Origin of the sequence: Rhizobium sp. GR12, assembly GCF_036596185.1 — a bacterium.
Classification (GTDB): domain Bacteria; phylum Pseudomonadota; class Alphaproteobacteria; order Rhizobiales; family Rhizobiaceae; genus Agrobacterium; species Agrobacterium nepotum.
Genome location: NZ_JASXTH010000018.1, coordinates 41,478 through 61,230 on the forward strand (window position 1 = coordinate 41,478; position 19,753 = coordinate 61,230).

The 19,753-nt window shown below is 57.7% G+C and carries 21 protein-coding genes and 1 pseudogene; 13 read left to right on the plus strand and 9 right to left on the minus strand.

Translation table 11 applies throughout. The annotated features are described in order from the left end of the window. Positions 1 to 260: 260 nt before the first annotated feature. From QSK43_RS24350 to QSK43_RS24355, 3 genes are read right to left on the minus strand one after another with little or no spacing between them, the layout of a single operon-like run. Positions 261 to 1,298 carry a fatty acid desaturase gene (locus tag QSK43_RS24350; protein WP_332305631.1) on the minus strand — a complete coding sequence of 346 codons (1,038 nt, stop codon included), beginning with the start codon at positions 1,296 to 1,298 and terminating at the stop codon, positions 261 to 263. Further along, a complete protein-coding gene (locus QSK43_RS27230) occupies positions 1,295 to 1,561 on the minus strand; it encodes a DUF4167 domain-containing protein (protein ID WP_442967884.1) in 267 nt (88 codons plus the stop codon). The genes QSK43_RS24350 and QSK43_RS27230 overlap by 4 nt, the downstream gene beginning before the upstream one ends. After that, positions 1,455 to 1,748: a hypothetical protein gene (locus QSK43_RS24355; protein ID WP_332305632.1), complete on the minus strand. Its 294-nt coding sequence runs from the start codon at positions 1,746 to 1,748 to the stop codon at positions 1,455 to 1,457. Before QSK43_RS24355 ends, QSK43_RS27230 begins: the two co-directional genes overlap by 107 nt. A gap of 171 nt (positions 1,749 to 1,919) precedes the next feature. Here QSK43_RS24355 and QSK43_RS24360 point away from each other — a divergent pair, with 171 nt between their 5' ends. The 3 genes and pseudogenes from QSK43_RS24360 to QSK43_RS24370 form a co-directional block, all read left to right on the plus strand. Beyond that, positions 1,920 to 2,222 (plus strand): MbcA/ParS/Xre antitoxin family protein, encoded by a 303-nt coding sequence (locus QSK43_RS24360; RefSeq protein WP_332305683.1) that lies wholly within the window; start codon positions 1,920 to 1,922, stop codon positions 2,220 to 2,222. A 5-nt stretch (positions 2,223 to 2,227) separates the two neighbouring features. After that, entirely contained in the window at positions 2,228 to 2,728 is a 501-nt protein-coding gene (locus QSK43_RS24365; RefSeq protein WP_332305633.1) for an RES family NAD+ phosphorylase, read from the plus strand. A gap of 184 nt (positions 2,729 to 2,912) precedes the next feature. Further along, positions 2,913 to 3,221 (plus strand): annotated as a pseudogene (locus QSK43_RS24370) (hypothetical protein); the annotation flags it as partial. On the opposite strand, the gene QSK43_RS24375 reads toward QSK43_RS24370, so the two are convergent. After that, complete coding sequence (locus QSK43_RS24375; protein WP_332305634.1) at positions 3,199 to 4,086, minus strand: LysR family transcriptional regulator; 888 nt, start codon at positions 4,084 to 4,086, stop codon at positions 3,199 to 3,201. The pseudogene QSK43_RS24370 and the gene QSK43_RS24375 overlap by 23 nt on opposite strands. Positions 4,087 to 4,199: 113 nt before the next feature. Between QSK43_RS24375 and QSK43_RS24380 the strand changes: the two genes are divergently transcribed. Further along, entirely contained in the window at positions 4,200 to 5,372 is a 1,173-nt protein-coding gene (locus QSK43_RS24380) for an L-talarate/galactarate dehydratase (RefSeq protein ID WP_332305635.1), read from the plus strand. Between the two features lie 11 nt (positions 5,373 to 5,383). Here QSK43_RS24380 and QSK43_RS24385 read toward each other — a convergent pair whose 3' ends face one another. Next, positions 5,384 to 6,409 carry a LacI family DNA-binding transcriptional regulator gene (locus tag QSK43_RS24385; protein WP_332305636.1) on the minus strand — a complete coding sequence of 342 codons (1,026 nt, stop codon included), beginning with the start codon at positions 6,407 to 6,409 and terminating at the stop codon, positions 5,384 to 5,386. Positions 6,410 to 6,648: 239 nt separating this feature from the next. Here QSK43_RS24385 and QSK43_RS24390 point away from each other — a divergent pair, with 239 nt between their 5' ends. The 3 genes from QSK43_RS24390 to QSK43_RS24400 are packed head-to-tail and all read left to right on the plus strand — an operon-like array spanning position 6,649 to position 9,707. After that, on the plus strand, positions 6,649 to 7,629 hold the full coding sequence (locus QSK43_RS24390) for a Bug family tripartite tricarboxylate transporter substrate binding protein (protein ID WP_332305637.1): 981 nt from the start codon (positions 6,649 to 6,651) through the stop codon (positions 7,627 to 7,629). Between the two features lie 60 nt (positions 7,630 to 7,689). After that, positions 7,690 to 8,169, plus strand: coding sequence for a tripartite tricarboxylate transporter TctB family protein (locus QSK43_RS24395; RefSeq protein ID WP_332305638.1), 480 nt, complete (start codon positions 7,690 to 7,692; stop codon positions 8,167 to 8,169). Between the two features lie 38 nt (positions 8,170 to 8,207). Further along, entirely contained in the window at positions 8,208 to 9,707 is a 1,500-nt protein-coding gene (locus tag QSK43_RS24400) for a tripartite tricarboxylate transporter permease (RefSeq protein ID WP_332305639.1), read from the plus strand. A gap of 225 nt (positions 9,708 to 9,932) precedes the next feature. On the opposite strand, the gene QSK43_RS24405 is transcribed toward QSK43_RS24400, so the two are convergent. The 4 genes from QSK43_RS24405 to QSK43_RS24420 all read right to left on the minus strand — a co-directional run bounded on the left by QSK43_RS24405 (position 9,933) and on the right by QSK43_RS24420 (position 13,580). Continuing rightward, entirely contained in the window at positions 9,933 to 10,883 is a 951-nt protein-coding gene (locus tag QSK43_RS24405; protein WP_332305640.1) for an MYG1 family protein, read from the minus strand. Position 10,884: 1 nt separating this feature from the next. Continuing rightward, positions 10,885 to 11,253, minus strand: a complete 369-nt coding sequence (locus QSK43_RS24410) for a hypothetical protein (RefSeq protein ID WP_332305641.1) — start codon at positions 11,251 to 11,253, stop codon at positions 10,885 to 10,887. Between the two features lie 105 nt (positions 11,254 to 11,358). Further along, on the minus strand, positions 11,359 to 12,771 hold the full coding sequence (gene chrA, locus QSK43_RS24415; RefSeq protein ID WP_425965028.1) for a chromate efflux transporter: 1,413 nt from the start codon (positions 12,769 to 12,771) through the stop codon (positions 11,359 to 11,361). After that, the gene (locus QSK43_RS24420) at positions 12,768 to 13,580 is read right to left on the minus strand and encodes a sulfurtransferase/chromate resistance protein (protein ID WP_332305643.1); all 813 of its coding nucleotides are present in this window, start codon (positions 13,578 to 13,580) and stop codon (positions 12,768 to 12,770) included. Before QSK43_RS24420 ends, chrA begins: the two co-directional genes overlap by 4 nt. A gap of 1,603 nt (positions 13,581 to 15,183) precedes the next feature. On the opposite strand from QSK43_RS24420, the gene QSK43_RS24425 reads away from it, so the two are divergent. The 6 genes from QSK43_RS24425 (at position 15,184) to QSK43_RS24450 (ending at position 19,727) form a co-directional block, all read left to right on the plus strand. Next, positions 15,184 to 15,375: a hypothetical protein gene (locus QSK43_RS24425; RefSeq protein WP_332305644.1), complete on the plus strand. Its 192-nt coding sequence runs from the start codon at positions 15,184 to 15,186 to the stop codon at positions 15,373 to 15,375. A gap of 179 nt (positions 15,376 to 15,554) precedes the next feature. After that, entirely contained in the window at positions 15,555 to 16,061 is a 507-nt protein-coding gene (locus QSK43_RS24430) for an SIR2 family NAD-dependent protein deacylase (protein ID WP_332305645.1), read from the plus strand. Between the two features lie 251 nt (positions 16,062 to 16,312). Further along, on the plus strand, positions 16,313 to 17,242 hold the full coding sequence (locus QSK43_RS24435; RefSeq protein ID WP_332305646.1) for a prohibitin family protein: 930 nt from the start codon (positions 16,313 to 16,315) through the stop codon (positions 17,240 to 17,242). A gap of 238 nt (positions 17,243 to 17,480) precedes the next feature. Continuing rightward, positions 17,481 to 18,458 (plus strand): TonB family protein, encoded by a 978-nt coding sequence (locus tag QSK43_RS24440; RefSeq protein ID WP_332305647.1) that lies wholly within the window; start codon positions 17,481 to 17,483, stop codon positions 18,456 to 18,458. A 149-nt stretch (positions 18,459 to 18,607) separates the two neighbouring features. After that, a complete protein-coding gene (locus tag QSK43_RS24445) occupies positions 18,608 to 18,901 on the plus strand; it encodes a hypothetical protein (RefSeq protein WP_332305648.1) in 294 nt (97 codons plus the stop codon). Positions 18,902 to 19,490: 589 nt separating this feature from the next. Further along, a complete protein-coding gene (locus QSK43_RS24450) occupies positions 19,491 to 19,727 on the plus strand; it encodes a DUF6894 family protein (RefSeq protein ID WP_332305649.1) in 237 nt (78 codons plus the stop codon). Positions 19,728 to 19,753 lie beyond the last annotated feature (26 nt).

Here is a 19,753-nt window from a genome sequence, read left to right on the forward strand (position 1 = left end):
CGAAATACCTGCAAGAGCCCCATTCGTGTTCGAGGATCCCCAGTGGGCCTGCGTGCCTTCTTCTTCCCGACTTTGATAGGCGATGGACGAGGTGATACCAAGGCTGATGTCTTCAGGAGGGAAAGGGTTTGGGTCGGGTAAACACACGCAGTGGCCGACTTTCGCCGATCGCTACCACATTTTACCGGTCAACGCGCAACGCGCGGCATCCGTTTTATGTCGACGCCGGAGCCACTGCATAAAATAGCTGAACGGATACATTAGCGCGCGTCAGCGACTGCGGCGGCTTGGCGAAACGAAACCAGCTTCCGGCTCCGCTCGTCCCACAGTACCAGCTTGACGCATCGTATGCTTTGCCACAGCGTGATCCTGCCAATTTCGCCCAGCTCCGGATGGTCCCGTAGAACCTCCTGCAGGCGATAATAGGGGACCCTGCTCGAGAGATGGTGCACATGGTGGACCCCAATATTTCCGGTCATCCAGCGCAGGACAAGTGGCAGATCATAATGGGAGGCGCCATGCAAGGCAGCTTTCGGAAATTGCCATTCCGGTTCTTTCGACCAGTGCGTTTCCTCGAACTGATGCTGCACGTAGAAGAGCCAGACGCCGATGGAGCCGGCCAAAAGGACGATCGGCAGATGAACGACAAGAAACGATACCGGACCGATTGCCCAGATCAGCAATGAGGCAACCGCCGTCACAGCAACGTTGGTGGCCATGGTTGATATCCAGGGGAGGGCGCCGTCGCGCATCATGCCGAATGGCAGGCGTTGCTGGAACAGGAAAAGCCAGGCTGGCCCGACGCCGAACATGATCATCGGATGCCGATAAAGACGATATCCAACCCGTCCCCACCAGGAGCGGTCGTGGTATTCTCTCACAGTCAGAGTGGTGATGTCGCCAACCCCGCGCTCATCGAGATTGCCCGCCGAGGCGTGATGGGTGGCGTGCGCCCTGCGCCAATAGTCATAGGGGGTGAGGGTGAGAACGCCGAGAACGCGCCCGGTCCAGTCGTCAAAGCGGCGGCGCGCGAAGAAGGAACCATGGCCACAGTCGTGCTGGATCATGAACAGGCGGAGCAGAAACCCAGCGGCGGGAATAATCAGGATCAGGCCCCACCAGATGTCCAGGTGCACCGCAAGCCAGGTCAACACCCAGAATACAACGAAGGGGATAGCAGTCACCGCGAGTTCGAAGATGCTGCGGCCCGCGTGAGGTGTGCGATATTTGGAGAGAACCTTCAGCCAGACTTTTTCATCCGAGCCTTCAGCAGTATTGGAAATCGTCTCTGTGATCATTGTTGATGGCCTGCCTTCTGTAGAGCTGCCGTGCGATAAAAGTGTTCGGCGTGTTGATAATGGTTTTCTGCCTCGATCTGATCGCCGGCCAGGGCACTTTCAGAGGCAAGCAGCATATGCTGCGCGTATCGCCGTTTCAGGCTCTCGGAAGTGGTGTTAGCTGCAGCAGCGATAACCGGGCGGGTGGGTCTGCGGGCGGGGCGGGAAATGCGGTGTGGTGAATTCAATAAACGCTTCAAGCCTTGAAACGGCTCGCTCCTCAAAGGTCATAATATCGGGAATAATCGACGGCGACTGATGCAGGCTATCTGCCAACGGTATCGCCACCGTTAAGGGCGGCATCGCGGTCTGATCTCTGCATATCCTTTCATTGAGGCCGTTTGATGTTTGTGCCGCACGCCGGGCATTGAGACGCTCCCCGGTCTGGTGGCGATCTGCGCGACCGGCCATGGCGAATTTTATGGATACGACCGTCCGAAAACATGACGATCACCGGTATCCATTGAATGTCCGGGGCCTTGGGATTTCGTTGAGGTGCATTGGGCGGGATCGCGAACGGCGGGTTGAACGCAGACGTCATCGGTCGCCAGATCCGCGAGCGGACTTTTCTCGCCGCGCAAGATTGCCGACGCCTTTCGCACGACCAGCGAAGAAATCGCCCGTACGGCGGGCCTCGGGAAAGATGCTATCCAGCGCAAGGACCGTATCCGTTCGGCCAGGACGCAGCGGCGCCTGCGCGAGATGACCGAAGTCGTCAATAAGGTGGAACCGCGTTTCGGCTCGGCACTAATGGCCTACGCCTGGTATCGCTCCGAACCGCTGCCCGGCTTTTCCGGCCAGACGGCCATGCAACTGGTCCGCGAAGGCCGCGCCGACGATGTGCTCGACTATATCGATGCGGTAGATGCCGGCGTTCACGCATAGTCACCATGCTCCATTATCAGGGAAAACTCTACCGGGCACTGAACCCGATCTATGCGCGTGAGCCGCTGTCAGGTCGTGGTGCAGAGCTTTATGGCGGCCGGTTCAACCCGAAGGGTGTGCCTGCGCTCTATACATCGTTGTCGATCATGATAGCGCTGCGGGAAGCCAATCAGGTCGGCAACCTGCAGCCGACGGCACTCGTTTCCTACGATGCGGACATGGAGCGCGTTTTCGACAGCCGGAAAGGTGCCGCCCTGCGGGTAGAGGGCACGGATGCGGCGATGTTCGCCGATACGACGTGGCGCGATCAGATGAAAGCGAACGGTGAGGCAGAAACGCAAGCCTTCGCCCGAAGGCTCGCTTCATCCGGCTATCATGGATTGCTCGTCAGAAGTTTCGCCCCCGGTGCGACCAGTGATGATTTCAATCTTGTTCTGTGGAAGTGGAGCGATGCGGCTCCCTGCCGTCTCACCTTGATCGATGACGAAGATCCCCTGTCACGGTAGCGACGCAAGGAGGCAGTCGGTGATGACCGACACAACAAAGGCCGGCCGCACCCCGGTGGCACTCCCGGCCCGAAAACGGTCAGGCGGCGATTGCCTTGACGTCGCCGACGTCTTCGACGTCCGCGAATTGGCGGTGCTTCTCGATGAGTTCGCCGGCGGGCCAGCTCCTTGTACAATCGGGCGGCTGCACGATCTTGGCGTCAGCGCCGCCATTACCGGCATGGGTATCGTTTATCTCTTCGAGGATTGGCTGGAGCCGCATCTGGCAAGCGGCGCACTTGAACCCTGCTGGAGTCGTGGTGGCTGAGCTTCTCAGGCCCCTATCTCTATTACCCCGGCCCGCCGGCTGGTGCCGGCACCTCTCCGTGCCTTCATCGACTTCATCAAGGGTGGCAAGAAGGTGGAATCACAAAGTGTTTGCGGTCACCACGGTTCCTCGTCGGTTCCGGGTGCCGCATGCTGGCGCAAAGCTACAATGTATGCCGAACCGTGACGATGTTGCGTATTTCCGGGAGCAGAGGATTGCGGTTGTCGGAACTCCAGATGGCATGAAGCTCCGCAATGCATTCTTCTTGCAGGTCCAGCGCTCGGAATACCACGTCGTCAAAGCAGGCATTTTGGGTGCCGGCAGGCACGAGTGCAAGACCGATTCCGGCGCTGACCAATGAGAGGATGGCCTGGGAATGTGTCATGCTCTGGACGATGCGGGGCGTGAGCCCGTTCTGCTCTATCAGTCTGGTCAGCTTGTCGTGCAGATAGCGTGCCGGCGGCGAAAACATGATAAAAGGCTCACCATTGAGTGCATTCAGCGTGGGTCGGCGTTTGGCGGCGAGCGGATGCGTGTGGGGGATGGCCAGCATCATGGGTTCGCGTGCGACGCACAGACTTTCGAGGTGATGGTGGCCGGTGAGCGGGCGAGACAGGCCCAGATCGATATCGCCGGCATTGATCGATTGTAGCTGCTCCGCCGTTTCCATCTGCACCAGTTCGAGTTCGATCTGGGGTGCGGTAGTGCGAGTCTGACTGATGAATCGTGGCAGGAAGCTATAGGTGCTGGCGCCGACAAAGGCTATTTTTACCGATCCCGTGCTACCGCGAGCTGCCCTTCTCGTTGCGACGACCGCTGCGTCGCCCAGCTCAAGCAATTTTTGCGCTTCGGCCAGGAAGGTTAGCCCGGCTGGCGTCAGGACGACACTTCGGCTGGTCCTCTCGAAGAGTGTGACGTCGAGTTCCTGTTCCAGCAGCTTGATCTGCCGGCTGAGCGGAGGCTGGGTTATGTTCAGTCGTCGGGCTGCGCGGCTGAAGTTCAGTTCGGCGGCGACGGCGACAAATGAACGGACCTGTCCCAAGTCAAGCATCTATTCACATCCGGTATCGATATCTAACAGAAAACAACTTGGACTTAAATTGATTGCAGCGATATCAGTCAAGGCAAGACTTGCCCAAACTGGGTAATCAAAGAGGCGAAGACATGGATGCGCAGCCAAAAAAAACGGCCCACCTGCAGCAGAACTCCGGCGCAGACAGCATTGCCTGGATAAAGCTCTCCTCCATCTTTCTGCCGTTGAAGACGCCGATCAGCGATGCAAAAGTTTTGACCGGCAGGCAGAAACCTTTGATCGAAGTGGCGTTTCTCTTCGCGGAGATAGAGACGAAGCACGGTCATAGCGGCATTGGTTTCAGTTATTCCAAGCGTGCCGGTGGGCCGGGCCAGTATGAGCATGCCAAGGAGATCGCCAATGTTCTGGTCGGCGAGGACCCGAACGACATCGGCAAGCTGTGGAACAAGCTTTGCTGGGCGGGGGCGTCGGTGGGCCGCAGCGGGCTCGCCGTTCAGGCGATCGCCGCCTTCGACGTGGCTTTGTGGGATCTCAAGGCCAAACGCGCAGGCCTGCCTCTGGCGAAATTGCTCGGCGCCCATCGCGATTCCGTGCAGTGCTATAACACGTCCGGTGGCTTTTTATCGTCGCCCATCGAGGAAGTTCTCGAAAATGTCGAGAGCTCGATTGCCGCGGGGATCGGAGGCGTCAAGATCAAAGTCGGCCAGCCCGAAATGAATATCGACCTGAAACGCGTTGCCGCGGTGCACGAGCGCATTGACGGCCGGGTGGCGATGATGGTCGATGCGAATCAGCAATGGGATCGTCCAGGCGCGATGCGTTTCGGCCGTCTCATGGAGCCCTATAATCTGACGTGGATTGAAGAGCCGCTGGACGCCTATGACTTTGAGGGCCATGCGACGCTCGCCGCACAGCTTGATACCCCGATCGCAACCGGCGAAATGCTGGCGAGCGTTCTCGAACATGTTTCGCTGATCCAGAATAATTCCGTCGATTTCATCCAGCCAGATGCCCCGCGCGTCGGGGGCATCACGCAATTTCTGAAAATCTGCGCGCTGGCCGAAGCCAGGAAGCTGCAACTTGCGCCGCATTTCGCGATGGAAATCCATCTCCATCTGGCTGCAGCCTACGAACTTGAGCCCTGGGTGGAGCATTTCGACTGGCTCGATCCGCTGTTCAACGAGCGGTTGGAGATCAGGGGTGGTCGCATGCTGGTGCCGACCCGGCCTGGTCTTGGCATCACTCTTTCAGAGCAGGCCGGTCATTGGACGCGCGGCACGGCCGAATTTGGCAAACGGCCGTAGACCGGGGCGCTTCAGGCGGTGCCGCGGGCAACGATGTGGAAGTCGATGTTGATCATGGTCTCCACATTCCCGTCGCCTTCTATCTTTCTGAGAATGGAGCGCGCTGCCTTGGTGCCAATGTCGCGGCGGTCGATGCGGACGGTCGTAAGGGGCGGGTGCGTGTAGGGAGCGAAGTCAAAATCGCCGAAACCTATAATGGCGAGCTTGTCGGGCATACGGCAGCCGCGGGCATGCGCTTCGGCCAGGGCGCCGTGCGCGACCACGTCCGACGAGCAGAACACGCCAAGCGTGCCCTGTCCGCGGTCCAGAAGCTGCGCCATCGCCAACCTCCCGTCCTGGAAAGTGGAGGGGGAGTTCATCTCCAGTGCCGGCAATTCCACATCCGCGATCCCTTTGAGGCGACTGACGAAGCCGTCGCGGCGCTGAACGGCGCGAGGGTCGTTGGCGCCAATCTGGGCATAGCGCTCGTAGCCTTTGATCAACAAATGTTCCGCTACCAGAGCACCAACTGCTGCGTGCGAGAAACCGACTGCGGTATCTAGCGGTGAGGGAGTGGAATCCCATATTTCGACGATCGGCAGGCCGGCGCCCGTCAACATCGCGCGCGTTTCCTTCAGATGCGTGATGCCAGTGAGGATGATACCGTCGGGGCGGCGCGCCAGAATCGCGCGGGTCAGTTCCAGCTCCCGGGTGTTGTCGTAACCGGAGAGGCCAAGCAGAAGCTGATAGCCGGCGGGAACCAGCTCGGCGTTCAGGCCTTCGATGGTCTCAGCAAAAATCGTGCTGGAGACGGAAGGCACAATGGCGGCGATCAGTCGGGATCGTCGGGAAGCAAGACCGCCGGCCAGTAGATTGGGCACGTAACCCGTCTTCGCGATCACACGTTCAATCACTTCCAGCGTCCCGGGTTTGACCATGCCGGGTGTGTTGATCGCCCGGGAAACCGTGACGGGTGAAACGCCCGCCAGCTTCGCAATGTCGGCGAGTGTCACTGGGCCGTTTGTGATGATGTGGCTATTCTTGCCGTGTTCGAACATCTCTGTAATTCCTTCAGAAATGATTTACGCTTTCATATTGAATTTAATCAAGGCTCGTCGTGCCGGGATTCGGTGTGCTAAAGTTAACTTATTGATTTATATCAATTTAAAAAATATTCTCCATGGTTGCAGTGAAGAGTTTTGAAGTTACAATGAAAGCGCTTTCATTTCTTCGGGAGGAGGGTTTCGAAGGGTGGCAAGCAGCACTGGCAGGAAGCCAGAAAAGTGGAGGAAATAGTATGATTCTCAGGCGTTTCATGGCGTTTGCGGCTGCAACAGCTGTAATATGCGCAGCCGGTCTGCAGTCGAGCCGCGCAGACGAATACCCATCCAGGACGGTGACCGTGATCGTTCCCTTTGCCGCAGGAGGCAATACAGATACCTTCGGCCGTCTTGTTGCGGAAGAGCTGGGCAAAAGGCTGGGACAGCGCTTCATCATTGAAAACAAGCCCGGCGCCGGTGGCAATATCGGCCTTGGTGATCTGGCCCGGTCAAAGCCGGACGGTTACACGATCGGCATGGGCACGGTCAGTTCCAACGCGATCAACCAGACGCTCTACAAGACCCTGCCTTACGACAGGGAAAAGGGTTTTTCTCCGATTTCGCTGATTGCAAGCCTGCCCAATGTACTGGTCGTCAATCCGGAGAAGATAAAGGCGAACAACGTCGAGGAACTGATCGCGTTTCTGAAGACGGAGCCGGGCAAGCACACTTATGCCTCCTCCGGTGTCGGCACATCCATCCATCTCGCGGGTGAGCTTCTGGCTACCAAGGCCGATCTGAAGATCACGCACGTGCCCTATAAGGGCAGCAGCCAGGCCATTCTCGACGTTGTGGCTGGCCATGTGGACATGATGTTTGACAATATTCCGACGGCTGCCCAGCAGGTGAAGGCCGGCAAGGTCAAGGCGCTCGCCGTAACAAGCCTCGAAAAGGCTACTCTTTTGCCCGACGTGCCGACGATGGCAAGTGTCATTCCGGGCTTCGAGGCAACCTCGTGGCACGGCATGTTCGCCCCTCCTGGCACACCGCCGGAAATTGTGGAAAAGCTTAGCAGTGAAGTCCAGGCGATCATCGCCGATCCGGCGATGAAAGCCAGGCTTGAGGCGATGGGCGTAACGCCTGTCGGCAATACGTCGGCCGAGTTCCAGGCTTTCATCGACAAAGAAACCGTCAAGTGGGCCGACGTCATCAAGGCTGCCAACGTGCCACTGCAATAAGCAATCTGCCGGCCGGGTTTCATTCCCGGCCGGTACATTTTCCACACGCGAGGGTTAGCCATGCTGAAGATAAAAAACAGCCGCGACTTCGTCGGCGGCGTGACGATGATCTGTGTCGGGCTTCTGTTCATCGTGTTTGGATGGGATCTGCAGGTTGGCAATTCCTTTCAGATGGGGCCCGGCTATTTCCCGACCATGCTGAGCCTGCTTCTCATGGGGCTTGGCGCGCTCATCCTCATCCAGTCGCTGATGGTCAGCGCTGAAGAGGGGGTGGCCGAAACCTGGAACTGGAAAGCCTGTTTTCTCGTGATCCTCACGCCCATCGGCTTCGGTCTCCTGCTGGCAGGGCTTGGCCTTGCGCCAACCATGTTCCTGATCATTGTCGGGGCCTCGGCTGCGAGCCGCTATGCCAACTGGCGTCATTCCATTCTGCTGGGCCTGTTCCTGGCGGGTTGCTCGGCTCTGCTTTTCACGAAGCTCCTGGCGCTGCCTGTCCGTGCCTTCGGGCCATGGATCCCCTTCATCGGTGACTTTTTCTAAGGCTCGTCAGCCAGCCGCGAAACCGGATTGGATAGCATATGGACATCTTCTCTAACCTCTGGCTCGGTGCATCGACCGCTTTCCTGCCGATGAATCTGCTTTATGGCTTCATCGGCTGTCTTCTGGGAACTGCGATCGGGGTGTTGCCGGGGCTTGGGCCAACGGCGACGATTGCGATGCTCTTGCCGATCACCTTCGGCCTGCCGCCGGAATCCGCGCTCATTATGCTGGCGGGCATCTTTTATGGGGCGCAATACGGCGGTTCGACGACGGCCATTCTCATCAATCTGCCGGGGGAAAGCTCTTCCGTCGTCACCGTGATCGACGGTTACCAGATGGCCCGCAATGGCCGCGCGGGTGCAGCCCTGGCAACGGCTGCCCTCGGTTCCTTCTTCGCCGGCACGGTAGCGACCATCCTGCTTGCGGTTGCCGCACCGCCGCTTGCTGCGATCGCGCTCAATTTTGGGCCCGCCGAATATTTTTCATTGATGGTTCTCGGTCTCGTCGCCTCCGTCGCGCTCGCCAGTGGCTCGCTGCTCAAGGCCTTTGCCATGATTGTCTTTGGCCTGCTTCTCGGCACGGTCGGCACCGATGTCGAAAGTGGTACACCGCGCTATATTTTCAGTTTACCCGAACTTTATGATGGGCTCAATTTTGTCGCCGTCAGCATGGGCATATTCGGAATTTGCGAGATATTGCGTAATCTGGAAAACGAGCAGGAGCGCTCGGTCGGCGTCAGGCGTGTCACGGGATTGATGTTGACGAAGGAAGATTTCCGCCGGATTCGCGCACCGGTTTTACGGGGTACCGCGCTCGGCTCCTTTCTCGGCGTTTTGCCGGGTGGTGGGGCCATGCTGGCTTCGTTTGCTGCCTATGCGATGGAGAAGCGGGTTTCTCCCAATCGGGCCGAATTCGGTAAAGGCGCCATTGAAGGGGTCGCTGCTCCCGAATCCGCCAACAATGCCGGCGCGCAGACGTCGTTCATTCCCATGCTCACCCTGGGCATCCCCGGAAACCCGGTCATGGCCCTTATGGTCGGTGCCATGATAATACAGGGCATCACACCCGGCCCGAATGTCATTTCCGACGAGCCGCGATTGTTCTGGGGCATGATTGTCTCGATGTGGTCGGGCAATCTCATGCTCGTCATTCTCAACCTGCCGCTGATCGGGCTTTGGATCCGGATGCTGACCGTACCGTACCACCTGCTGTTTCCGGCGATCATCGGCTTCTGCTGCATCGGCGCCTACAGCATCAACAACAGCGTTTTTGATGTCTTCGTCATGGCAGGCTTCAGCGCAGTGGGATTTGCATTGAGTAAGATGCGCTTCGAACCGGCGCCGTTGCTGCTCGGGTTCATTCTCGGGCCGATGCTGGAGGAAAACCTGCGCCGTGCGATGCTGATCAGCCAGGGTGATCCAACGATCTTTCTGCGTAGTCCTCTCAGCCTGTCGCTGCTGATCTTTGCCGTTGCAGTGCTGGCGCTTGTACTGTCGCCAGGCATCAGTCGCAAACGCGAAGAGGCATTCACCGAATAAGAATCGCAGGGCAGAAGCAACGGGAACCGGTCTGGCCACAAAGCCGGCGGCGCAAGATCGCGAACCCAAACCCAAACTATCCTGCAGTCACGCGTCCAGGATCGACCTGATTCACTTTTCCAGCCTTTGGCATGTTTCGGTCGGCCCCGCCGCTTGTAATCCGCGTGCCACGGCTGCCACCCCTGAGGTGGGGCTGGAACACGTCATCGGCGCAGTCCTGGGAGGTTACGGCTTTGCCGCCATTTCTTCCTTGCCGAAGGACAGGGCCTCCTTTACTGCCAGTTCCGCCATGGCTAGTGCAGCATCGCGGGTTCTGGCCGCTGCGACAAACCGGCCGTTGTGGCAAAAGCTCGCGCCTTCGACGCCACAAGCCGCCTCCAGGTCGTTCTCCGTCAGGCCGGCCCAGGCCGCCGGCAAATCTGCTCGCAGTTCAAAGCCCTCGTCCGCGCGGCGGATACCCGTCAGGCACCAGTCATTGTTGCGGGGATGGACGACAAAGAGTAAATGGTCGGCGCCCGCCTTTACGATGGCGGGCCGAAACGGCATTCCTACCGGCAGTTCCAGGATATGCCCTTTGCCGGCATCCAGGATAGCCCGGTTCACAAGCGCTTCGGCGCGTAATTTCGCAGCACTTTTGGCTATCTTCGCCTCAATGAAACTGCGGGCAATAGCCAGCGCCGCGTGGAAACTGCGATTGTCCGCTTCGGGATCTGTCTCGTCAAAAACAGGCTTCAGAGTTTCCAGCAAAAGAGGCAGGGTTAGCCCGGCAAGCGGTCCGGCGATGGAGGGGTTAAGCGTGCCGTTGTCGACCAGATCGACCGGCAGTACAAAGCTGGCATCGAACGAGGCGTGAATGGTTTCGATGTGGTCTTTTGGAACGCCGAAGGCGGCGAGATAGTTACGGCCGAAGTGCTTCCAGATCAGACCGAACGAACTGTAGGGCTGGCCGTCATCCCGCAACGGCGCGCCGCGCTGGTGGTGGTCGAACACTCCGGCTGCTGCGTCATAAGCGCCGCCTACATCGAAGATGATGCGGTCCGCGCCGGGCGTGATCCATTCAGGCATCCTGCTGCGGATGAGGCGGGCCTGCGGGAAAAGCCGTGTCAGCACAACGCTCGACAGAAGTTCGTCGGCATGGAAGCCACCGGAATGGGTGACGAGGAAGTCCGGGGTCATGTCAGGATGTGCCTTGTTGTTTGCGGAGGGTCCGTCGGGGACTAGGGCACTGATACCCTTTGCAGGACGCCATCTCAACCCGCCATTCGCCACACAGACCAAAAGCGATGATATGCTGTGCGTCGCCGGATATTTTTTCAATCCATAGATAGATCGCCAACTCAAGGTGAGACGCGGCGTGCTGATTGGCGCGTAGGTGAAGATCCTCGGCAATATCGGGACCGGCACGGGTGCCAAAATCGTAGGGCGCCCGCTCGCTCGACCGCGCCGCCGCGCGACGGAGTTGCCAGCGGGGCAGCAAGAACCAGAGGATGAGCGAGCCGGGATACATCAACTGACATCTATCAGGCACAGGAGAACTGCGCTCCAAGGTTATTTCTCCGGATTTGGCAACCTTATTCGCCCTCCTTGAGAGGCTTCAGACAACTTGCTCGAGGTAAGCGGCTCCGGTTCTGACGCCGCTCACCAGGATGACTTAGAGGCCAGTTAAGTTCCAGAGGATACCAAGTCCTGCGCTCAGAAGCAGCGTCGTGATCACAGAGAATTTGAGCCGGAAGATCGCCACAGCTGCAACAACTGTCAGTGCCAGGGATGGCCACACAATGGAGGTGATGACAGGCAGATCGATTGACCTGCCACCCAGCGAAGCGGGCTTTACCTCGGAGAACAGTACGTGAAGGCCGAACCAGATTGCCAGGTTCAGGATTACACCGACGACCGCCGCCGTGATAGCAGACATGGCTCCGCTCAAAGCTACATTCCCTCGCATTCTCTCAATAAATGGGGCTCCGACGAATATCCAAAGGAAGCTCGGTAGGAAAGTCACCCAGGTTGTCAGAATTGCCCCGAGCGTCGCAGCCGTCAGAGGTGACAGGGAGCCAGGATTTCTGTACCCAGCCAGGAAGCCGACGAATTGCGTGACCATAATTAGGGGCCCAGGCGTCGTCTCTGCCATGCCAAGGCCATCGAGCATTTCAGCCGGACGGAGCCAGCCATAATTTTCCACGGCGGCTTGAGCAACGTACGCGAGAACCGCATAGGCTCCGCCAAAGGTGACGACCGCCATCTGGCTAAAAAACACTCCAATCTTCGAAAAAACACTGTCCCATCCGAGCGCGAGCAGGAGTGCTGTAACCGGAAAGAGCCAGAGTGCGGCCAAGGCACCGGACGTCTTCAGTGACCATGCAAGGTCAGGTTTCGCGTGGTGCGGGATGTCTTCGCCGAGCACGGAGTCACGATCTTCCAGGATTTTCCCTGAACCAGATTTGTGACTGCCTCCGACCTTGAATGCCTGCACCCCTGCGCGACCGCCGAAATAGCCGATCAGACCAGCTCCTGTGATGATCAGAGGGAATGGCACATGAAGGAAGAAAATGGCAATGAAGGCTGCCGCAGCAATCGCCAGCATTACATTGTTCTTGATGGCACGGCTACCGATGCGGAAGACGGCCTGAATGACGACGGCAAGCACCGCGCACTTCAATCCGAAGAACATGCCTTTAATGGCGGCGACGTCCCCGAAGATCACATAAATGTAGCTGAGTGTGAGAATGGAAAGGAACCCAGGCAACACGAATAAGAGGCCTGCGATCATGCCGCCTTTCGTCTTGTTAAGGAGCCAGCCGATGTAAATGGCGAGCTGATGGGCTTCGGGACCAGGTAGCAGCATGCAGTAATTGAGAGCGTGCAGGAAACGGTGCTCGCCTACCCATTTCTTTTCATCGACGACGATCCGGTGCATCACCGCAATCTGCCCGGCTGGACCACCGAAGCTGAGGGCGGCAACGCGCGCCCATACTTTGATCGCTTCTGAGAACGGCACGACGTCGCTGGAGGATTCACCAGGATTTGCAACGTTGGTTTTCGTAAGGTCGGTCACGGTCATCATCCCTTCCTCGGGTTGGGCCAGTTATGCGTCTCGTCGGTTGCGTCTCGGCACCAGCGATAGAAGGCGTCGTAGAGCATCATGCCCGCATTAAGTTGTTCGAGATCGTCGTTGAACATGCGCGAAAGGCCAAGCGAGATGGCGAGCAGCCCCTGCACCTCTGGTGCCAGTTCGGGTTTGGCCGTGTCCGCGCCGCGCACGATTGACGCCAGGTGCAGAAGAGCGTCGTCCTTCAAACCAAACTCTTCGACCATGACATCAAAAGTGCACAGCTCTCCGCGATGGCTCCAGAACGCCTCCTCGATGTCGAAAGGCATCGCGTTGAAGCGGTCTCCGACTAACGCGACTTCCGTGGCTGGAACGAACAGGAAGATTGCGGACGGATCGACGAAGCGGCGGATTAGCCACGGACAGGCGATCCGGTCTATCTTTGGACGGGAGCGGGTTACCCAGACGGTCCGTCCCTGTGCGTCCCGGCGGGGAAGCCTGTCCTCGGGTACAAGCATGCCCCGCGCGTCACGCCATGCCTCAAAGCCGCCCTCCAGAACCTCTGCTTGCTTTCCCATGACGCGGAGGTGTGCGGCGACGCCGTGGCCAAGCTTTTGCCCCTTCTGACAAAGGACGATAGACGGACCACAGATATCCGGGCCCCATTCAGTAACACGGCGGAAGTCCCGTCGAACCGATCCTGGAATGAAACGAGGATCGGCTACGAAATCTTCGTCAGTGCGGACGTCGATGATAGTCGGCAGGTTCGGCGTGCCGACGATGCGGGCGAGTTTGTCTACTGTGATTTCAAGAAATGACGGCATAGCGCGTCCTCCGTTGTTGCGGGTTCATGGACGCGATGCTTTGGCCGTAGCCTCGTGGGGTGATCGCAACCCCATGTGTTAGAATTTGCACCGCAACATCTGGATGTCAAGACTGATGCTGGACTGATCGCGTTCACGCCATTTCAACAACTCGGTCGCCTGTGCGACGAGTATTACCCCGGCAGCGGCGTCAAGCGTCCTCGAAACGAACCCGAGAAGCCGCGGCCGTCAATCCAGGAGAACCACGCTCAACCGTAGTCAAAAATACCGGTCGACGGCTCTAGGGTTGCCAGGCTGCTGACATCGCTTTGAGAGGTATTTTTTCGAAAACCAGTCGCGGTCCATTTTTTAAAAGTAGTGGTGGCAACGTGTACTGACATTTGGATCCAGGAGCCGGCCGTTTGACGTCATTGGAGGCGAGCTGCAAAACACGGGCTTCGGCTATAACTTCACCTCAGTCACACCGCCGTCGTTATAAGCTTCTGCCAAAACCTTATAGCGCGTGCGCAGAGGGAAATCTGTTGGAGTGAGGGTGATGAATGCCGTTGGATCGAAACGGGAACGAACATTGTTCCTGGCCTCCCTCATCTCAGCCTCTTGCCGATTTGGGTTGCCGTTTCGGTAGCGGTTTCGTTTCAACAGGAAGTTTGAGTTCTGTTCGTGGGGGAGATCACCTGCGGGAATCACACAGGAGGGATGAGGCGTGGACCCTGCGATTTCTGTGGAACCTTATGGCGCCTGTTCGGTTCGAAGGCTTGGCTGAACACGGCTGTGCCGGAATAATCCGGACCTTGAATATGACGCGCGGGGCCCGCACCCCAACATGCAGTACTACTAATCCGGAACTGCCGGTGAGTGTTCGCAATGGTCGGGAAAGTCTCAGGCCTGCCCGGCGCGCACTGAAGCAGAAACAGCTCTCTGCGAGAACTTGCGTGTGCAGTTCTTGGTGATACCTCGTCCGGTGTTGTCGCCTGCATGCCCATCGGGCGAAAACGCAGGGGTAAGCACAAACTTCTGGAACAGAACATCGCCGCGATGGTTCGCCTTGCGAAAGGAGAAGGCAATGACGCGAGATATAGATAAACGCACCACGGCGCGCCCGGACGATCCAAAGAAAACGCGTGGGTCGACATGGAAACCCAGACCAAAAGACAGTGATATCATCACCAACAACGCTGAAGGGGCGCCACCCGTGCCTGTAGGTCAGCCTGGTGATCGTGAAGACAGGGGCGAAGAGGGAGAGCGTTAGGCGTCACAACAGGGTGAGGAAAACGACATACCGGGCAACCGTCACCGGACCGTGTTCCGGTTGTGCCGCGGGCACTTTGCGCGCTGTGATCTTACGCGGAGCGAGTGGTTCGGATGGTATGTTCCTTAGGCATCTCGAAAGCGCGGGACATCGGTTTCAGTCAAGGCAGTGGTTGTCAAAGCTTCGACTGCGGGGAGCGCGGCAAAGCAGAGATAAGAGGCGAGGAATGCGAAAGAAGTAATCTCTTGCGCGTCACGTCCATCGGAAAAACCGTCCAATTGCGTACAGAAACTTCATCATCTTCGCGTTGTTAGACGGACCAGGAAGAGAGGTCCGATAGTGTAGGAAGCTGAGTTGCATACGATTTCCGAAGCGCTCAAGCACCGGCAGGCGGTTTTATTTGTCGGTGCAGGCGTCTCCATGAGCGTAGGGCTGCCTTCCTGGATGACCTTCATAGACCATCTGCTGACAGATCTTGCGGTGACAAGCCGCCGTCCGAGCCGCATGCCACAAACCATCAGTCGATCGCCGAATGCTATCGACTGAAGCACGGTTCGTTTGCCACTCTTGTGGAGTGGATGAACCGGGAATGGCGCATTTCGTCAGGCCCGCCTGAGAGCTTCACACCTGCATAGATTGATCGTCTAACTCGACTTCCCGATTGTCTATACCACCAACTACGACGCCAACCTCGAAGGTCCTACGAGGCTTTTGACCACCCTTTCGTGCAGATCGCCAGCGCCGCCGATATGGCCGCTGCCCGCCCGGGTGTTACGCAGATCGTCAAGTACCACGGTGATTTCTCCGATCCCGAAACCCTTATACTGACGGAGTCGGACTATTTTGATCGTCTGGCTTTCGACGCGCACATGGACATCAAGTTCCGGGGCGATGCATTTGCATCTACCTTGCTGTTCATTGGATACAGCATGTCGGATCTCAACATTCGTTTTTTGCTTCACCGCCTCTGGTCCATATGGAAGCCAACCGGGGTATCGGGCAGACGTCCACCCGTGTTTCTCTTCATGCACGATCCGGACGGCGTACAGCGATGTGTCCTGAAAAACTGGGGCGGTACCGTGCTCGACGGTGAAGGAAAGGACGCGGAAGAATCGCTTGTGAAATTTCTGTCGTCGCTTCGCGAAGTCGTGCAGGTGGTTTCGGACTGGCGAAGATCCTCCAGACACCGTCGTATCTCGACAGCGGCCATTATCGCTCCCAGATTGTTATAGGAAAATGCGCTTTGATCTGGAACGGGCGTCTTTGTTCCAGGTGATTGAGCTTGACATTTTCTGAGCACATCCCGTTTCTGCTCTCAGCGACAAGCTACTGAGAAGATAGCCGTGACTGGGTCGAAAATTAGCAGATCAAAGAGGACCACTACCGGTGTGTCACCGGGGCCACCCGCTCGACGATGCTTCACCTGTGACATGCGAAACAGTTATGGCGTATCAAGAGACAGCAACGAAAATATGGGATACTGATGAATATACTTTCTATTCTGCCGAAGCTCGTGTTCGGCATCATTGCGGTTGCCATTCTTAGCGTTGTGTTCGGGTCGTGGTACACGATCGATCAGGGCGAGCGCGGTGTCATCCTTCGGTACGGGGCTATTGCGGGAACGGCGGAGCCGGGGCTGGGATTTAAATTGCCGATCATCGATACGGTCGTGCGCATATCGGTCCAGTCGAAAGCGGCCGTCTACGACGCTATGGAAGCTTATAGTCGCGATCAGCAACCGGCGACCGTAAAGCTGTCGGTGAACTACCGCATTCCCGTCGACAGGGTCGCCATGGTGTACGAGCAATACGGATCGGAGGAAGGACTGCTGGGGCGGCTGATCGAGCGTCGCGTCTTTGAAGAAACAAAGACTGTCTTTGGGCGGTTCAACGCCGTCACCGCCATCCAGGAACGAGGCAGGCTCAATCAGGAGATTGCGATGGCTATCCAGGACGGCGTTCAGGGGCCTGTCACGATCGAGAGCGTGCAGATCGAAAATATCGACTTCTCCGATTCCTATGAGGCCAGCATCGAACAGCGCATGCTGGCCGAGGTCGAAGTCCAGAAACTGCGGCAGAATGCAGAGCGAGAGAAGGTTCAGGCGGAGATCACCGTCACGCAGGCCAACGCCAGTGCCGATGCGCGCCGTGCAGAGGCTCAGGCACAGGCCGATGCGGTGCGTTTGCAGGCACAGGCGGATGCCGAAGCGATCAGGCTACGCGGTGATGCTGAAGCTCTCGCCATCAAGGCGCGCGGTGATGCTCTGCGTGACAATCCGGGGCTCGTTTCGCTTACTCAGGCCGAGAGATGGGACGGCCGTCTGCCGACTACGATGCTGCCGAACGGCGCGCTTCCGATGATCGACCTGCGCAATCAGGGTCTTCGCGATGGAAATGAAGCCAGCATGCAGTAAAAAAGCAGGCCGTGCGGTTCGCGCTGCCGTTGCGACTGCTGCCGCAATGTCCGCCCTCCAGAGTTCATCAAGCGGAGCGAAACATTCTGCGGTACGGACGTCGGCGCCGTCTGGCCCGCGGACGGTGCGTCGGCACCGGGTGGTTTTGCCAATGACAACCCAGCGACATGCCGGCCTCCCGTGGCGAAGTCCAGTTCTTGGCACTGAGACACTTTTTAGAAGCAGGACAAACCTTACGATGTCGAACGAAATGCCGAAGCTTGGGAACGGCCAGTCCCGTTCGTTGCCCATAAAGAAATCTGAAACCAGCACAATGAGATGGATTCTTTTCGGCTTCTTGTTTGTGAATGTTCTTGGTCTTGCGTCGCTGCCGCGCGCTGACGAGATACGGCTTGCCACGAAGGCTGAGTGGGTTGTTGAAGTCAGAAAACGGCTTGTAGAAAACCTCGTGGTGACGGTCGATTCGGGTTCGGCCGGCATGGGGCGTCCTGAACTGAAGCTTATTGTGCTCAGGGACGGTACGATCAAGAGAATTGCGATCAGCAGGTCATCGGGCCAAAAAACTGTAGATGACGCCGTCCTGCGCATGGCGAAGCGTGCCGGTCGTCTGCCACCGTTCTCCCGCGATATGAAGGGGAAACAGGAGGAGGTTGTTGTTTCTGTCGAAATCGGCGTGGGAGACAGGCCGCCAACACCTGACACCACGAGCAAGGGTGAGACCGTCTATCAGGCACTTGGGTTCAGACTACAGTTGCCAGAACCCTTTGAGATATACGGGACCCGACGCCTGAATGACTCCGAGGTTTTCATCGACGTCGGGAGCAGAACCAGTGAACCTTCATCGACTGAACCGAGCGGCAGGATCTGTACCGTCGGCTTTGACGCGCAACCTCCAGAAGGAGCCCCGACGCAAAGCCAGTTAAATGGCGATGACGTGCTCCTCAAGAAGATCACCTCGGCGTATGGGCGGGATCCGTCACTTTTTGGAAAAACCGAAAGCGTATTTGTTTTTGAGCATGATGGTGTGAGGGGCGTTGCCATAATCACCACACCGGCCATTTTCGATCGGCGAATGCCAGAGCGGAGACAGTATCGGGCGACAATGGTTAGACCGCAGGGAGCAGTCACCGTATCCTGCTGGGCGACGGCCAAGGCAATGCCGCACGCGATAATGATGTTTCAGAAGGTCGCAGAAGGCACCGGACTGGCTAACTAAACACTAGGCTTTCGAGGGCGTTGAGCGGGTTCGTCTGGCTGAGTGACGCCCGCGAGACTGCGCCTGACATTTCCCTGACATCCTGAAACCATACAATCAACGTCAGAGATCCTTTCTCTATCAGGAAAGGCGGTTGTTGGGAGATGGCGATGGGTTTGATGATCAATGGATTTTTTGAGGAACCGGTCCGCGCCGGGAGCGATCCATATTATGTCGAGGAGATTGGTTCCGTGGGAGACGCGGTCGGCTATATGGAAGCAAGATCTTTCGATGAGAACGATGTGATCGCCAAGGTTACCCGGCAGACGCTAAGCAGGTGTCTGGATGGCCGGCTGCCGGTCAGCGTTGCGCGTGAGACATTTTACCGGATGCTGAAAAAGAAGGGGCTGCTGTTCGAGCCCGGGACACCGTTCAACATCGGACTTGATCAGGATACCCGCTGATCATAACGACTTGACCTCCAGAACTGATGTGAGCCGTAGGGGTAGGGGCTTGTGCTCTTAGATGCGCAGGACCTGCTACGCGACGGCGCTCCATAGCCTTCGCTGAAAGCGTGCGGCTGTTTCAGCCGTCAGTCGCCATGGACAGGACCTGCGGAGACGTTTGCCTATTGTTCTTATTCTTGCCAACGATCGAATTGCGGTGTTCTCCGGCGCGCCGGAAAGAACAGACACCATCCGGTAGTTTCAGCGCTTGTGGCTGATGTTCTCCGGCCCACTCCAGCCACGAGCAGAGACATGGACCGGCAGGTCGAGTTTGCGGTTCCGGTGTGGAATACGCCACCGTCCCGCAACATCGGATCAGGCGAGCCGTGGCCGGGACTTGATTTCAGCCATCCAGGCGTTCGGGCGGACGCAGTCCGTGGAATGCGGACCAGTCTCGTTGTCTGGTAACATTGCGCGCGCAGGCAGGAAATTGTTGGTTCGGCCCAAAAATCTCAATCGGCGGCCCACATCCTTCCCACGATTGAGGGAACCAGCGGTTGGAAAAACTCGTTAGCGTTGACGTCTTCGGACACAACAGGAATTTGGAATGCCCAGGTACTTCTTCCACCTGCGAGATACTGAAGGACTTTCCGTGGATACGGAAGGGGCAATCCTTTCCACTGATGAGCAAGCCAGACTTGAGGCCGTGCACGCTGCGAGGGAAATGTTGGTCGAAAAGATTCTAAGAGGCGAAATTGTGAACGGCAGTTCGTTTGAAGTTGTCCGCGGAGACGGGCTGCTGATTGCGACAATTCCTCTGAAGTCTGTAATCCGGTTCAGGTGATTCCAAGTCCATACGTTGCTGTTTCT